Origin of the sequence: Actinomycetospora sp. CA-084318, from assembly GCF_050955885.1 — a bacterium.
In the GTDB taxonomy this organism is placed as follows: domain Bacteria; phylum Actinomycetota; class Actinomycetes; order Mycobacteriales; family Pseudonocardiaceae; genus Actinomycetospora.
The window spans coordinates 3,271,096-3,285,486 of the sequence record NZ_CP192098.1 but is presented as its reverse complement, the minus strand read 5'-3'; the positions used below and the strand labels follow the sequence as shown (position 1 = coordinate 3,285,486).

Genomic DNA, 14,391 nt, shown 5'->3' with positions numbered 1-14,391 from the left:
CGATGTCACCCGTCTGCCCCAACCGGTGCAAACTCTGGATGACGGGTCGAGACTTCGCCCGCTCCGTGGTGAACGAGCGGCACTCTCGCGCACGTAGAGCGCGCGAGAGTGCCGTTCGCTCGTGACCGGGGGCCTGCCTCAGCCGGTGACCGAGGCGTACGACGAGCCGAGCTTCGCGTCGGACAGCTCGTAGGTCGCGGTCTGGCCGATGCCGGTGTCGCGGTAGAGGCCGAGCTTCCAGTAGCTGTACATCCCGGGGTAGAGCGTGCCGCCCGGGGGCTTGAAGCCCGCGACCTTCTGCTGCCCGTCCAGCCACGCGTCGACGAAGCCCTTCGAGGGGTCGGACGAGAACTTCACGTGCAGCACCACGGTGACGACCTTGCCGGTCACCGCCGGGCCGATCGTCTTGTCGAAGCTGCGCGCCCCGCCGGGTCGGCCGAAGCCGCCGGAGAGGACGAAGTTGCCGTTGCCCACGCGCAGCTCCAGGGGCGGGCTGCCGGTCCCCTCGTTCTTGAACTGCGTGATGAGCTGCCACGAGTTCGTCCCGACCGGGAAGCCGTCGGCCAGACGCACCGAGAGCCGGATGTAGCGGTCCTGCCCCTCGGTGAGGTTGTCGACGTTCGGCTCGATCTCCGAGCGCTTGCCGCCGCCGGGCATCGTGAAGCGCAACGCCTTGCGGCCCGGCAGGTCGGTCGCCGCGACCACGGTCGGGGTCTTCGCCCCCACCATGTTCCAGGGCGTGTCCTTGAACATCCCCAGGCCCTGCGCGGTGATGTTCGCGTCCCAGATCGCCTTCGGGGCCGGCGCGGGCGCCGGGGTGGTCCCGGAGGCCGGGGTCGGCCTGATCGGGATGACGGTGGTGCTGGGCGGGGCGGTGGTCGTCGCGGCGGGCGCCGACGTCGTGGCGGGAGCCGAGGTCGTGGCCGGCGCGGACGTCGTCGCCGGCGCCGTCGTGGTGGCGGGAGCCGTGGTGGCGGGAGCCGTGGTCGTCGGCGCCGCCGCCGTGGTGCTCGGCGCCGCGGGGGCCGTGCCCGAGGCGGGCGACGCGGAGGTCGTGGACGTGGTGAGCCAGAGCCGCTGGACGGCGGGGCTGACCAGGCCGCTGCCGCCGAGCATGACGATCCGCGCCTGGACCTGCGTGGTGAGGGCGGGCAGGACGGTGCGGACCCCGTCCTTCGTCGGGAGCCAGCGGCTCCACGTGCCGTCGGGCAGGACACCGCGGACGTCCACGCGGGCGGTGGTGCCCGGCGGCAGGTCGGCGGTGAGGGTCGGGGTGATCGCGTTCGTGGCGGCGGCGGGTCGGCGCGGCGGGAGGACCATGACGCCCTCGGAGCGGGCCTTCGCGGTGGAGGGCGTGACGAGGCGGATCGCGCCGTCGACGAGCCGCACGTTCACGTCGTCGCCGCCGGACACGGCGAGCTCGGCCCCCCAGCTCTCACCGGTGGGCACCGCGGTGGCGGAGGCGGCGAGGCCGACGACGGCCGCGAGCAGCGCGCCCGCACCGGCCGTCAGGAACGCCCGACGGCGACGCCGGCTGCGGCGCTCGCGCTCCGCGGCGGCGGTGGAGGGCCGTGCGCCCGGCCCGGCGTGCGGGGAGAGCGGGCGGTCGGCGAGGGGGTCGAGGAGCTCAGCAGGGCGCGACACGGGGGGCCTCCACGGCGGCGGCGGGGACGTACTGCTGGGGACCGACCTGCAGCCACTGGCTGCTCGCACCCTGCGAGCCGACGCGCGGCTGGCCGTCGGCGGCGCAGGTGACGGCCATCCGCGCCCCGGCGGCGACGGCGCCGACGGAGGAGGAGGCGTCGGTCGGGGCGGAGCGCACGACGAGCGTCGGGGCACCGGTGGGACGGGCGAGGGCGGAGGGGCCGGTGCCGGTCCAGAGGTAGGTGACGGTGACCCAGCTGTTGTCGCGGAGCTGGAGGTCGTCGTAGTAGGTGCCGTCGGCGAGGTCGATGCCGGCGGGGTTGGCCACGCGGCGACCGAAGCCGTCCTTGCCGCCGTTGTAGCCGCGCTGGAACGCGGCCTGGGCCTGCGGGAGGCCGAGCGTCAGGTCGCCCCACTGCTGGCGGCCGGCGTTCCAGTAGTCGTCCTTGATGTTCCACGGGCCGACGTCCCAGACCGGGGACCACGCGCAGCGGCCGTTGGGGGCGCAGACCTTGACGGTGTAGTCGCCCTTGTCGCGCGGCGAGAGGCCGCGCCGCGACGGGAGGGCCACGAAGTGGTCGCGCGGGACGATCACGTGGCCGTTGGCCGTGGTGTTGCCGACGAGGCCGATACGGGTGGCGAACACGCGGCTGGTGACGGGGGCCGCCTTGGCCGGGGTGGGGGCGGCGGTCGGCACGGTGGGTGCGGTGGTGGGTGCGGTGGTGGGCGCGGGCGCCGTGGTGGTCGGCGCCGGCGCGGTGGTGGCGGGTGCGGGGGTGGTCCCCACCCGGTCGCCCGCGAGCCAGAGCCGCTGCAGGGCCGGGCTCGCGCCGAAGTCACCCGCGACGAGCGTGACGCGCACCTGCACGTCGGTCACGGCCTCGGACAGGCGGGCGGGGCCACCGGGGCTCGCGGTGCTCCACTGGCTCCACGTGCCGTCGGCGCGGACCCCGCGCACGTCCACGAGCACCTCGCCGCCCGGCGGGACGTCCGCGGTCACCGTGGCGGCGATGCGGTCGACCGGGGCGGCGAGGCGACGCGGTGAGAGCAGCAGCTCGCCCTCGTTGCGGGTGGAGCGGGCGCTCTGCGCCCGCACCACGCCGTCGGCGAGCCGGATGGCGCCGGCGGTCGCGACGACGTTGGTGTCGTCGGCGTTCTCGACGGCGAGTTCGGGCACCCAGGTCTCCCCGGGCTCGTCCGCGCGGGCCGTCGGGGCGTGTCCCAGCGTGGCCCCCAGGATCGAGGCGGCTGCAGCCGCGGCGAGCAGCGTCGCCAGCGCCCGGCGCACCCGTGGTGGCGCCGCACCCCCGGTGTCCCGGCCCGTCCTCTTGCCCATCGCGCTCGCACCTCTCCCACCGTCGTGACGACGGGTGGGAGTTGACGCTGCGTGACACATCTGGGTCAAGCGAAACGCGTGGTGTGCACGTGAGTGATAACCAGAGTGGTGAAACCCGTTCGCGCAGGTCACACACTCTTCACGTATCCCCCGGAGGGGTCACGGTCGCCACGGACGAGGGGCGCCTGCGCTCCCTCGACCACCCTCGGTGGCCGCCGAGCACCGGAGACACGGTGACCGCGCGTGACACTTCGAGTGGTGATCGAGGGTCGGGCGGTCGCGCTGCGGGAGCGCTCAGCTGACGACCGGGAGGTCCGGCGTGGAGACGTCGTAGACCGAGCCGGGCCGGGTCAGGAGCGGGCCGAGGACGGCGGCCTTGCGCTCGTCCTCGCTGTCGGCGCCCCAGCGCACCGTGCGGCCGTCGAGGGTGAACGACACGTCGTAGGCGCTCGCCGCACGCAGCTCGGTGACCTTGCTGCGCAGCGCGGCCGGCAGCGCCTCCAGCACCCGCACGGCGGCCACCGTGGCCGGGTCCTGCGGCGAGGGCGCCACGCCGGGCGGGAGGACGAGCCGCGGGACCCCGGCGGGTGGGGCGGGCGCGGTGCGGTAGACGAACCCGGTGGCGTCGAGCAGCCCGACGCCGCCCGCGGCCGGCACGGCGGCGACCGGCTCCCGCTCGGTGACCGCGACGGTCACCGTGCCCGGCAGGGATCGCCGCACGTCGACGGAGGCGACCCGCGGGATCGCGGCGACACGCGCGTCGACGTCGGCGGTGGAGAGCCACAGCAGCGACGTCTCCGGCGGCACCGACGCGGCCTGCTGGATCGTCGCGAGCGTCTCCGAGGAGGCACCGGTGACCTCCACGGCCCGCACGTCGAACACCGGGGAGAACCCGAGCAGGTACACCAGCCCGCCGAGGACCACGAGCGACCCGAGCGCCACCGTCCACCGGCGCCGCAGGGCGCGGCGGCGGACGGCGCGGGCCTCGAGGGCGGCGTGGTCGCGGGGGCCGCGGTCGCGCGGGGGACGCGACGACGGGCGGCGGGAACGCCCGTCCCGCCCGCCCTCGGACCGGGTGCGGCCGGCCTCCCCGCGCGGGCGCCCGCCCGGACGACCCGACCTGCCGTCGGGAACGCCGGAGCGGGACCGGCGGGTGGGGGGCGCCAGCGGACTCAGCCCCCGACGGGAGCCGGCGTCTCCCGGCCCTCGATCTCGGTGAGGACCTCGGGACCGAGGACGGTGACGTCACCGGCGCCCATCGTGATGACGAGGTCGCCCGGGCGCGCGAGGTCCGCGAGCAGGGCCGGGACCGCCGCCCAGGACGGCTCGTAGTGCACGTGCTCGGGGGCCAACGTGACGTGGCGGGCGATGGTGGCCCCGTTGACGCCGGGCTCGGGCTGCTCGCGCGCGCCGTAGACGTCGAGCAGGACCACCTCGTCGGCCAGCGACAGCGCCTCGCCGAACTGCTCGGCGAAGTCCCGCGTCCGCGAGTACAGGTGCGGCTGGAACGCGACGATCAGCCGGCCCCGCTCCCCCAGCACCGGGCGCGCCGCACGCAGCTGGGCGGCGACCTTGGTCGGCGCGTGGGCGTAGTCGTCGTACACCCGCACCCCGTGGGCCTCGCCCCGCAGCTCGAAGCGGCGCCGCACCCCGGTGAAGGACGCGAGGCCCGCGAGGAGCCGGTCGAGGGGCGCCCCGAGGTCGAGCCCGGCGAGCAGCGCGGCGCACGCGTTCAGGGCCTGGTGCTCGCCCGCGACGCCGAGGCGCACGGTGTGCTCGGCGCCGCCCACCGAGATCGTCAGGACCCCCGTGGACGCCTCGGCGCGGTAGTCGAGGACGGTGACGTCGTCCGCGCCGGTCGCGGCACGGCCGTAGCGGCGGACGCGGACACCCGCCGCCTCCGCGCGGTCGCCGAGCGCTGCGGCCCCGGGGTCGTCGGCGCACACGACGAGCGCGCCGCCGGGCTCGATGCGCGCGGCGAAGGCGTCGAACACCGCGACGTAGGCCTCGACGGTGCCGTGGTGGTCGAGATGGTCGGGCTCCACGTTGGTGACCACGGCGACCGCGGGCGAGTAGGCCAGGAACGAGCCGTCGGACTCGTCGGCCTCCGCGACGAACACGTCCCCGTGCCCGTGGTGGGCGCTCGAGCCGGACGCCAGCAGGTCGCCGCCGATCATGAACGACGGGTCCGTGCCGCAGGCCTGCAGGGCGACGACCAGCATCGAGGTGGTCGAGGTCTTGCCGGCGCTGCCGGAGACGCAGGCGGCGCGGTGGTCGGCCATCAGCTCGGCGAGCACCGCGGAGCGGTGCAGCACCGGGATGCCGCGAGCGGCGGCCTCGAGCAGCTCCGGGTTGTCCGGGTCGGCCTGGTGCACGGCCTTGGTGGTGACGAGGGCGGTGGGCCCGCCCGGCAGGAGGTCGAGGTTCGCGGCGTCGTGGCCGACCGAGACCTCGGCGCCGAGGGTGCGCAGCGCCAGCACCGCCCGCGAGTCCTTCGCGTCGGACCCGGACACCATCGCCCCGCGGGCCAGCAGGATGCGGGCGATCCCGCTCATCGCCGCACCGCCCGCGCCGATGAAGTGCACGCGCGAGAGCAGCCGCGGCAGCTCCGGGACGACCGCCTGCTCGCCGGGCTGCATGATCTCCTCGGTCACCGTTCGACCCCCACTGTCCCCTCGGCCGCGTCCAGCACCATCCGGGCCAGTGTCTCGTCCGCGTCCGCGTGGCCCGTACGCCGGGCTCCCACGCTCATCGCGGACAGCCGCTCCCCGCTGGTCAGCAGCGGGACGACGAGCTCGACGACCTTCTGCGGGGTCAGGTCGGCGTCCTCCACGAGCAGGCCCCCGCCGTGCTCCACCACGGGCAGGGCGTTGAGCCGCTGCTCGCCGTTGCCGTGCGGCAACGGCACGTAGATCGCGGGCAGCCCGACCGCCGAGACCTCGGCGACCGTCATCGCCCCGGACCGGCAGATCGCGAGGTCCGCCGCGGCGTAGGCGAGGTCCATCCGCTCCAGGTAGGGCACCGCGACGTACGGCGGCCGCGTCGCGGGGACCTCCACCGTGTTCTTCGGCCCGTGCGCGTGCAGCACGCCGATGCCGGCCCGCGCGAGCTCGGGGGCCGCCCCGGCCACGGCCTCGTTCAGCGAGCGTGCCCCCTGCGACCCGCCGAAGACCAGCAGCGTCGGCGCGTCCGGGTCGAGCCCGAAGTGGGCGCGGGCCTTCGCGCGCAGGGCCTCGCGGTCGAGCGTGGTGATGGCCCGGCGCAGCGGCATGCCGATCACCGGCCCGTCGAGGCCCGATCCCGGGACCGCCGCCGCGACGGCCGCCGCGTGCCGCGCGCCGACCTTGTTCGCCAGGCCGGCGCTCGCGTTGGCCTCGTGGATCACCACCGGGACCCGGGTGCCGGGCAGCCGGGAGGCCAGGTAGGCGGGCAGCGCCACGTAGCCGCCGAACCCGACGACGACGTCGGCGTCGACCGCCTTCAGCACCGCCCGCGTCCGCCGCACGGACGTCAGCACGCGCCACGGCAGGGCCGCCAGGTCCTTCGACGGCTTGCGCGGCAGCGGGACCGGCGGCACGAGCTCGAGGGGGTAGCCCCGCTTCGGCACGAGCGTCGTCTCCAGCCCGCGGGCCGTGCCCAGGGCGGTGACCCGGGCGTCCGGGCGCAGCCGCCGCACCGCGTCGGCCAGCGCGAGCGCGGGCTCGATGTGGCCGGCGGTGCCGCCACCGGCGACGACGACGGAGAGCGGGCGGCGGGGACGGTCGGACACCAGGTGGACTCCTCTAGGTCGTGCGGGCGCGCCCCGGTTCGGGCGGCGGCAGGCGGAGCATCCGCGCCAGGCGCCCCTGGCCGTGCGTGCGCAGCGCGGCCGCGGCGTCGGTCTCGTGGCGGGCGAAGTTGGCGAGCAGACCGCCCGCGAACAGCGCGAGGGCGAGCGACGTGCCGCCGGAGGACACCAGCGGCAGCGGGATTCCCGTGACCGGCAGCAGCCCGACGACGTAGCCGATGTTGATGGCCGCCTGGATCACCAGCCACACCGTCAGCGTCGCGGCCACCACGCGGATCCACGGGTCCACCGAGCGCGCGGCGATGCGCAGGCCGGTGTAGGCGAGGGTGGCGAACAGGGCGATCACCGCGGAGGCCCCGAGGAAGCCGAGCTCCTCGCCGATGATCGCGAAGATGAAGTCGTTGTCGGCGTTCGGGAGGTAGCTCCACTTGGCCCGGCCCTGCCCGAGGCCCTGGCCGAAGACGCCGCCGTCGGCGAGCGAGAACAGCGCCTGCCGGGCCTGGTAGGCCGGGCCGAGCGGGTCGGCGTTCATCGGGTCGAGGAAGGCCGTGATCCGGCTCTGCCGGTAGCTGGCGGCCACACCGAGCACCACCACGCCGATCACGCCGAGCGTGCCGAACAGGGCGAGCAGCCCGAGCGGGGCGCCGGCGAACCAGAGCAGACCCACCACGATGACGCCGAGCGAGATCGTCGTGCCGAGGTCGGGCTGCAGCATCACCAGCACGAAGATCAGCATCGCGACCGGCACCATCGGCAGCAGCGCCTGCCGCCACCGCCGCGGCGCCGGGCGGTGGCGCACGAGCACGTGCGCACCCCACAGCGCGAGCGCGATCTTGGTGATCTCACTGGGCTGCAGGGACAGGCCGGCGACGCGGAACCAGGACCGCGAGCCGTTCACCTGCGCGCCCAGTCCCGGCACGAGCACCAGGGCGAGCAGCACCAGGCAGGCGGCGAGCAGCCACGGGCTCGCCGCGCGCCAGCGCCGCGGCGGGACGCGCAGCCCGAGCCAGAACAGGCCGGCGCCGAGCACCGCGAACGCGAGCTGGCGGAAGAACACGCCGTAGGACGACCCGCCGGCGGCGTAGGCGTTCACCGACGACGCGGACAGGACCATCACCAGGCCCAGCGCGGTCAGCAGGCCGAACACCGCGAGCACCAGGTGCAGCGAGGTCAGGGGCCGGCCGAGCCACTGTGAGAGGGCGCCGCCGAGGGCGCGCACGTTCGGCGGAGCCTGCCGCGTGGAGCGCGGCGTCCGCCCCGTCGTCCGGGTGGTCACGACGACGGGTCCGCGGCCGGCTCCGACACCGCGCCCGGTTCGGGCTCCGCGTCGGCCTCCGGATCGGGCTCGGCGCTCATCCCGCTCGCGCCCGCGACGCGCTGGGCGGCCGCGGCGAACGCGTCCCCGCGCTCCGCGTAGTCGCGGAACATGTCCATCGAGGCCGCCGCGGGGGCGAGCAGCACGACGTCGCCGGGCCGGGCCATCGTCGCGGCCGACCGGGCCGCCGCCAGCATCGGGTCCATCGGACCATCGTCACCCCCGCCGACGTCGTCGACCGGCACCTCGGGGGCGTGTCGGGCGAGAGCCTCCCGGAAGCGGGCCCGGTCGGCGCCCAGGAGCACCGCCCCGGCGAGCCGGCCGGCGTTGGCGAGGACGAGGTCGTCGACGGCCGCCCCCTTGAGCAGGCCGCCCGCCACCCACACCACGCGCCCGTGCGCGGCGAGCGACGCGGCGGCCGCGTGCGGGTTGGTGGCCTTGGAGTCGTCGACCCAGCGCACGCCGCCCGACTCGGCGACGACCGCCCCGCGGTGCGCGCCGGGGGCGTACGCCCGCAGCCCGGCGGCGACCGCCTCCGCGGGGATCCCGTAGGACCGGGCGAGCGCGGCGGCGGCCAGCGCGTTGGCCTCGCCGGGCGGCCCCGGCGGCACGATATCGGCCACCTCGGCGAGCACCACCGGACGGCGGTCCTCGCCGCCGGCGTCGTCGAAGGCGCGGTCCACCAGGCGGCGTGCGCCCCGGCCGGTGTCGATGCCCAGCTCCCCCGGGCCCGGCTCGCCGCGGGTGAACCCGACCCGCCGGCCGGCCGCCGCGCGCAGCAGGCCCGCCGCCCGCTCGTCGTCGAGCCCGCCCACGGCGACCCGGCCGCGCAGCACCCGCGCCTTCGCCGCGGCGTAGGCCGCCATCGAGCCGTGCCAGTCGAGGTGGTCGTCGGCGACGTTGAGCACCGCGCCCGCGAACGGGGCGACCGACGGCGACCACTCCAGCTGGAAGCTCGACAGCTCGACGGCCAGCACCCGGTGGCCCGCCCGCAGGGCGTCGACGATCGGCAGCCCGATGTTCCCGCAGGCCACGGCGTCGAGCCCGGCCGCGAGCAGGATCGCCTCGAGCATGCCGGTGGTGGTCGTCTTGCCGTTGGTCCCGGTCACCGCGAGCCACGCGGGCGGACCGTCCGGGCACACCGCGCGGTCCTGCCCCAGGCGCCATGCGAGCTCCGGCTCGCCGATCATCTCCACGCCCGCGTCGCGCGCGGCGAGCGCGAGCGGGGAGTCGGGCCGGAAGCCCGGACTGGTGACGACGAGGTCGCACCCCGCCGGCAGCGTCTCCAGGTCGGTCGTGGCGGCCACGTCCCGGTCGGACAGCGTCGCCAGCTGGGCCGGGTCGCCGTCCGCGACGGTCACCCGTGCCCCGAGCTCCAGCAGGACGTCGACCACCGACGCCCCGGTGCGCCGGGCCCCGGCGACCAGGACGTGCCGGGTTGTCCAGTCAGCCACCGGACGCAGCCAGCCACTCGCTGTAGAACAACCCCAGCCCCAGCGCGCAGCAGATCGCGGCGAGCAGCCAGAACCGGATGATCACCGTCGTCTCGGCCCACCCGGCCAGCTCGAAGTGGTGGTGGAACGGGGCCATCCGGAACAGGCGCCGCCTCGTCGTCCGGAAGACCGCCACCTGCAGGACCACCGAGAGCGCCTCGACGACGAACACGCCGCCGAGCACCACGAGCAGGAGCTCGGTGCGCGTGACCATGGCGAGTCCGGCGAAGAGCCCGCCGAGCGCCAGCGAGCCGGTGTCGCCCATGAAGATGCGGGCCGGCGCGGCGTTCCACCAGAGGAACCCGATGCACGCCCCCATGCCGGCGGCCGCGACGAGGGTGATGTCGAGCGGGTCGCGGACCTGGTAGCAGCCCGCCTCGATCGCGGTGCCGCAGTCGTTGCGGAACTGCCAGAACGAGACGATCAGGTACGTCGCGAGCACCATCGCCGAGATGCCGGCGGCGAGCCCGTCGAGGCCGTCGGTGAGGTTCACCGCGTTCGAGGCGGCCGTGACGATGAGGTAGCAGAACAGGACGAAGCCGACGCTGCCGAAGCCGACCACGGCGATGTCCCGCACGAACGAGAGGTTCGTCGAGGCCGGGGTCAGACCCTGCTCGTCGACGAACTGCAGCGCGAGCACCGCGAAGATCACGGCGGTGACGAACTGGCCGACGAGCTTCGCCGTCTTGTTCAGCCCGAGGTTGCGCTGGCGGCGGATCTTGATGAAGTCGTCGAGGAAGCCGACCACCCCGAGCGAGGTCATCAGCATCAGGACCAGCAGTCCGGACGCCGAGATCGACACGTCGGCGGCCAGGTGGGAGGCGAGGTAGCCGACCCAGATCGCGATGAGGATCGCGACGCCGCCCATGGTCGGCGTGCCGCGCTTGCCCTGGTGGCTCTGCGGGCCCTCCTCGCGGATCTCCTGCCCGAAGCCCTGCTTGATGAACAGCCGGATCACGTACGGCGTCAGCAGGATCGACACCGCGAGGGCCAGCCCCGCGGCGACCAGCACACCCTTCATCGCTGCGCCCCCGCCTCGAGCAGCGCCCGGGCGACCGTCTCCAGCCCCGCCGAGCGACTCGCCTTGACGAGCACGACGTCGCCGGGCTCGGCGTGCACGGCCTCCACCGCACTCGCGGCGTCGGGCACGAGGTCGGAGTCCAGGCCGGCCGCCCGGGCGGCCTCGTGGACCCCGCGGGCGGCCTCCCCCACGACGACGAGGCGGTGCAGGCCGGTGCTCGCGGCCAGGCGGCCCAGCTCGGCGTGCGCGGCGTCCGCGTCGGCGCCGAGCTCGGCCATCGCGCCCAGCACGGCCGTGTGGCGCCCACCCATGGCCGCCAGCGTGGCCAGCGCGGCGCGCATCGACTCGGGGTTCGCGTTGTAGGCGTCGTTGAGCACCCGGACCCCGTCCGGGCGCTCCCCCACCTCCATGCGCCAGCGGCTGCGCGGGACGGCGGCGCCCAGCACGGACGCCACGGTCCCGACGTCGAGACCGGTCGTCTCCAGCGCGATGGCCGCGGCCACGAGCGCGTTGTCGACCTGGTGCGCCCCGCGCAGGCCCAGCGCGACCTCCGCCTCGCCGGCCGGGGTGACGAGCCGGAACCGCGGGCGGCCCTCGTCGTCGATCGTCTCGTCGACCGCGCGGACGTCGGCCTCCGGCGCGCGGCCGGCGTGCACGACCCGGGCGGCGGTGCGCTCGCGCATCGCGGCGACCACCGGGTCGTCGGCGCCGAGGACCGCGACCCCGCCGTCGGCGGCGGCCGGCAGCGCCTCGACCAGCTCGCCCTTCGCCTGCGCGATCGCCTCGCGGGACCCGAACTCGCCGAGGTGCGCGGACCCGACGTTGAGCACCGCGCCGACCCGCGGGGGCGCGACCCGGCACAGCGCCGCGATGTGGCCGCGGCCGCGGGCGGACAGCTCCAGGACCAGGTGCCGCGTCGACGCGTCGGCGCGCAGCACGGTCCACGGGTGCCCGAGCTCGTTGTTGAAGCTACCGGGCGGCGCGACGGTGGGCCCGTCGTGCTCGAGCAGCGTCGCGATGAGGTCCTTGGTCGAGGTCTTGCCCGAGGAGCCGGTCAGACCGACCACGTCGAGACCGGGCAGGGAGTCGACCGCGTGCCGCGCCAGGGTCTGCAGAGCGACGAGCACCGCCGCTCCGCCCGCGTCGAGCGCGGCGTCCGGGACGGGTGCGCCCGCGGGCAGCGGGTCCACGAGGACGGCGGGCGCGTCGACCTCGCGCGAGGCCAGGATCCCGGCCGCCCCGGCGGCCACGGCCGTCGTCGCGAAGGCGTGCCCGTCGACGCGCTCACCGGGGAGCGCGACGAACAGCCCGCCCGGGGTGACCGCGCGGCTGTCGAACTCGACCGTGCCCGTGACGCGCTCGTCCCCGGTCGCGCGGTGCAGGCGTCCGCCGACGAGGCGGGCGAGCTCCGCGAGGGTCAGCTCGATCACGCAGGATCCTCTCCGATGGCGGTCGTGAGTTCGTCGACGTCGGAGAACGGCCGGGTCTCGGCGCCGACCTTCTGGCCGAGCTCGTGGCCCTTGCCGGCGACGACGACGACGTCACCCGGCCGTGCCGCCGCCACGGCGGCCCGGATCGCGGCGCGGCGGTCGCCCTCCTCGGTCACCCTCGCACGGGCGCCGTCGGCGGTCCGCGCCCCGTCCAGCATCGCGGCGCGGATCGCGGCGGGGTCCTCGGTGCGGGGGTTGTCGTCGGTGATCCAGACGAGGTCGGAGAGCTGCGCGGCGAGCGCGCCCATCACGGGACGCTTCTCGCGGTCGCGGTCGCCGCCGCAGCCGAGCACGGTGAGCACGCGGCCGTCGGTCTGCGAGCGCAGCGTCCGCAGCAGCGCCTCGACCGCGGCCGGCTTGTGCGCGTAGTCGACGACCGCGAGGTAGGGCTGGCCGAGGTCGACCCGCTGCATCCGACCCGGGACGGTCACGGTGGCGAGGCCCGCCGCGAGCCGCTCGGGGTCCAGCCCGACGGCGTGTCCGCAGGCCAGCGCGACGAGCGCGTTGGCGACGTTGAACGCCCCCGGCAGCCGCAGCTCCACCGGCAGCGCGAGCCCGTCCGGGCCGGCGGCGCGGAACGACTGCGAGCCGTCCGCGTGCACGACGACGTCGGTCGCGGTCCAGTCGGCCGGGCCGGTGGTGCTCACGGTCGTCGCCTCGACCGTGGCGGCGAGGCGGCGGCCCCACGCGTCGTCGACGCAGACGACGTGCCGCTGCGCGCGCCCGTCGAACAGGCGCGCCTTCGCGGCGAAGTAGTCCTCCATCGTCGGGTGGAAGTCGAGGTGCTCGGCGGAGAGGTTGGTGAAGGCGCCGACGGCGTAGTGCGTGCCGCCGACCCGGCCCTGCGCCAGCGCGTGGCTGGAGACCTCCATCGCCGTGTGGGTCACACCGCGCTCGACCATCGCCGCGAGCAGGGCCTGCAGGTCCGGCGCCTCGGGCGTGGTGAAGGCGCTCGGGACCCGCCGGCCGTGCATCCGGGTCTCGACCGTCCCGATCAGCCCGGTCGTGGTCCCGGCGGCCGCGAGGGCCGCCTCGAGCAGGTAGACCGTCGTGGTCTTGCCGCTGGTGCCGGTCACGCCGAGCAGGGCCAGGTGCGCCGACGGGTCCCCGAACAGCCGCGCGCACGCGGGCCCGAGGGCCTCGCGCGGCTGCGGGTGCACGAGCGTCGGGACGGTCCCGACGGCGGGCCGGGTCGCGCCGTCGGCGTCGGTGAGGACGGCGACGGCGCCCCGGGCGAGGGCCTGGTCGGCGTAGTCGGCTCCGTGGGCGCGCGCCCCGGGCAGGGCGGCGAAGAGGTCCCCGGGACGCGCCTCGTGGGCGCGCAGCGTGGCGCCCGTCGTCGTGACCTCGGGGCCGCGCAGCTCGGGGGCCGTGCCGGTCGCCGTCGCGATGCGTTCGGCGAGGCTCGCGAGAGTGGTCGGGACCACGGTGTCGGGCCGGATCACGCCCTCCTGCGCGGTCGTGTCGTCGCCGTCCGGGGGTGCGCTCGCCGAGGGTCCCGTACGGCCCCGGAGGGGCTCCACGGCGGTCCGACTGGGCGCGGGCGGCACGGGCGGAAGGCTACTCACCGTCCCGATCGGGCCCGCCCGCGCCCTCCCGCCGCGCCCTCGGCCGCCACCCCCGGCGTGAGGGGACCCCGCACGCGGTCGGGGCGGGCGGATCGTCCCCTCACGTGCCGCGACGGGCCTCGCTCCCGAGCCCGCGCAGGTGAGCCGTGACCGCGGCCGTGGCGCGCCCGACGTCGCCCGTCGCGAGCAGGTCGAGCAGGGCCCCGCGCAGCACCGCGAGCAGCAGCGTGCGCTCCGCCGTGCCCTCCGGGGTGGAGACCCGGTCGGAGGGCTGGTGGGCCGCGAGCAGCAGGTCCCAGTCGGTGACCGTGTCGCGGGCGAAGCCGGCCCAGGGACTGCCCTGGGCGTCCTCGTCCGGCTCCTCCCCGAGCGAACGGCTGTAGGCCTCGAGCCAGAGCCGGAGCAGCCCGCGGTGCTCGGGCGCGGCGAGCCAGGCCCACAGGTCGTGCCCGACCCGGGCCAGGCCGGCGTCGTCGGGCAGTGCGTCGAGGACGCGCAGCTGGTCGGCGCGCGACCGCCCGAGCAGGGCGCGGACCAGGCCGTCCTTGCTGCCGAAGAGGTAGAGCAGCACGCGGGGGCTGGACCCGACGGCCTCGGCGAGCGGGCGCAGCGACATGCCCGCCCACCCGTGCTCGAGGACCCAGTCGTAGGTCGCATCGAGCAGCTCGCGCCGCCGCGCCGACCCGGTCCCGTCGGTTGCCGTGCTGGCCTCGTCGGTCGCCGTCACGGACCCCAGT

The 14,391-nt window shown here is 76.2% G+C and carries 11 protein-coding genes; all 11 read right to left on the bottom strand.

The genetic code is table 11. The annotated features are described in order from the left end of the window. Positions 1-138 precede the first annotated feature (138 nt). The 11 genes from ACQPYX_RS16075 to ACQPYX_RS16025 all read right to left on the bottom strand — a co-directional run bounded on the left by ACQPYX_RS16075 (position 139) and on the right by ACQPYX_RS16025 (position 14,381). A complete protein-coding gene (locus tag ACQPYX_RS16075) occupies positions 139-1,644 on the bottom strand; it encodes a polysaccharide lyase (RefSeq protein ID WP_433798334.1) in 1,506 nt (501 codons plus the stop codon). Continuing rightward, positions 1,628-2,980: a hypothetical protein gene (locus ACQPYX_RS16070; RefSeq protein WP_433798333.1), complete on the bottom strand. Its 1,353-nt coding sequence runs from the start codon at positions 2,978-2,980 to the stop codon at positions 1,628-1,630. The genes ACQPYX_RS16075 and ACQPYX_RS16070 overlap by 17 nt, the downstream gene beginning before the upstream one ends. Before the next feature lie 294 nt (positions 2,981-3,274). Further along, the gene (locus tag ACQPYX_RS16065) at positions 3,275-3,922 is read right to left on the bottom strand and encodes a cell division protein FtsQ/DivIB (protein WP_433798332.1); all 648 of its coding nucleotides are present in this window, start codon (positions 3,920-3,922) and stop codon (positions 3,275-3,277) included. Between the two features lie 230 nt (positions 3,923-4,152). Beyond that, complete coding sequence (murC, locus tag ACQPYX_RS16060) at positions 4,153-5,619, bottom strand: UDP-N-acetylmuramate--L-alanine ligase (RefSeq protein ID WP_433803732.1); 1,467 nt, start codon at positions 5,617-5,619, stop codon at positions 4,153-4,155. 11 nt (positions 5,620-5,630) lie between these two features. Continuing rightward, entirely contained in the window at positions 5,631-6,749 is a 1,119-nt protein-coding gene (murG, locus tag ACQPYX_RS16055; RefSeq protein WP_433798331.1) for an undecaprenyldiphospho-muramoylpentapeptide beta-N-acetylglucosaminyltransferase, read from the bottom strand. 13 nt (positions 6,750-6,762) lie between these two features. Then, positions 6,763-8,043: a putative lipid II flippase FtsW gene (gene ftsW / locus ACQPYX_RS16050; protein ID WP_433798330.1), complete on the bottom strand. Its 1,281-nt coding sequence runs from the start codon at positions 8,041-8,043 to the stop codon at positions 6,763-6,765. Further along, complete coding sequence (gene murD, locus ACQPYX_RS16045) at positions 8,040-9,536, bottom strand: UDP-N-acetylmuramoyl-L-alanine--D-glutamate ligase (protein ID WP_433798329.1); 1,497 nt, start codon at positions 9,534-9,536, stop codon at positions 8,040-8,042. Before murD ends, ftsW begins: the two co-directional genes overlap by 4 nt. Beyond that, entirely contained in the window at positions 9,529-10,596 is a 1,068-nt protein-coding gene (mraY, locus tag ACQPYX_RS16040) for a phospho-N-acetylmuramoyl-pentapeptide-transferase (protein ID WP_230757764.1), read from the bottom strand. Before mraY ends, murD begins: the two co-directional genes overlap by 8 nt. Next, the gene (locus tag ACQPYX_RS16035; RefSeq protein WP_433798328.1) at positions 10,593-12,026 is read right to left on the bottom strand and encodes a UDP-N-acetylmuramoyl-tripeptide--D-alanyl-D-alanine ligase; all 1,434 of its coding nucleotides are present in this window, start codon (positions 12,024-12,026) and stop codon (positions 10,593-10,595) included. The genes mraY and ACQPYX_RS16035 overlap by 4 nt, the downstream gene beginning before the upstream one ends. Then, entirely contained in the window at positions 12,023-13,531 is a 1,509-nt protein-coding gene (locus tag ACQPYX_RS16030; RefSeq protein WP_433798327.1) for a UDP-N-acetylmuramoyl-L-alanyl-D-glutamate--2,6-diaminopimelate ligase, read from the bottom strand. The genes ACQPYX_RS16035 and ACQPYX_RS16030 overlap by 4 nt, the downstream gene beginning before the upstream one ends. Positions 13,532-13,754: 223 nt before the next feature. After that, positions 13,755-14,381 (bottom strand): TetR/AcrR family transcriptional regulator, encoded by a 627-nt coding sequence (locus ACQPYX_RS16025; protein ID WP_433798326.1) that lies wholly within the window; start codon positions 14,379-14,381, stop codon positions 13,755-13,757. Positions 14,382-14,391 lie beyond the last annotated feature (10 nt).

What these genes read in the sequence shown, in the direction of transcription:
- ACQPYX_RS16070 (WP_433798333.1), bottom strand. Translation starts at nt 2,980, where the DNA reads ATGGGCAAGAGGACGGGCCGGGACACCGGGGGTGCGGCGCCACCACGG.
- murC (WP_433803732.1), bottom strand. Translation starts at nt 5,619, where the DNA reads ATGCAGCCCGGCGAGCAGGCGGTCGTCCCGGAGCTGCCGCGGCTGCTC.
- mraY (WP_230757764.1), bottom strand. Translation starts at nt 10,596, where the DNA reads ATGAAGGGTGTGCTGGTCGCCGCGGGGCTGGCCCTCGCGGTGTCGATC.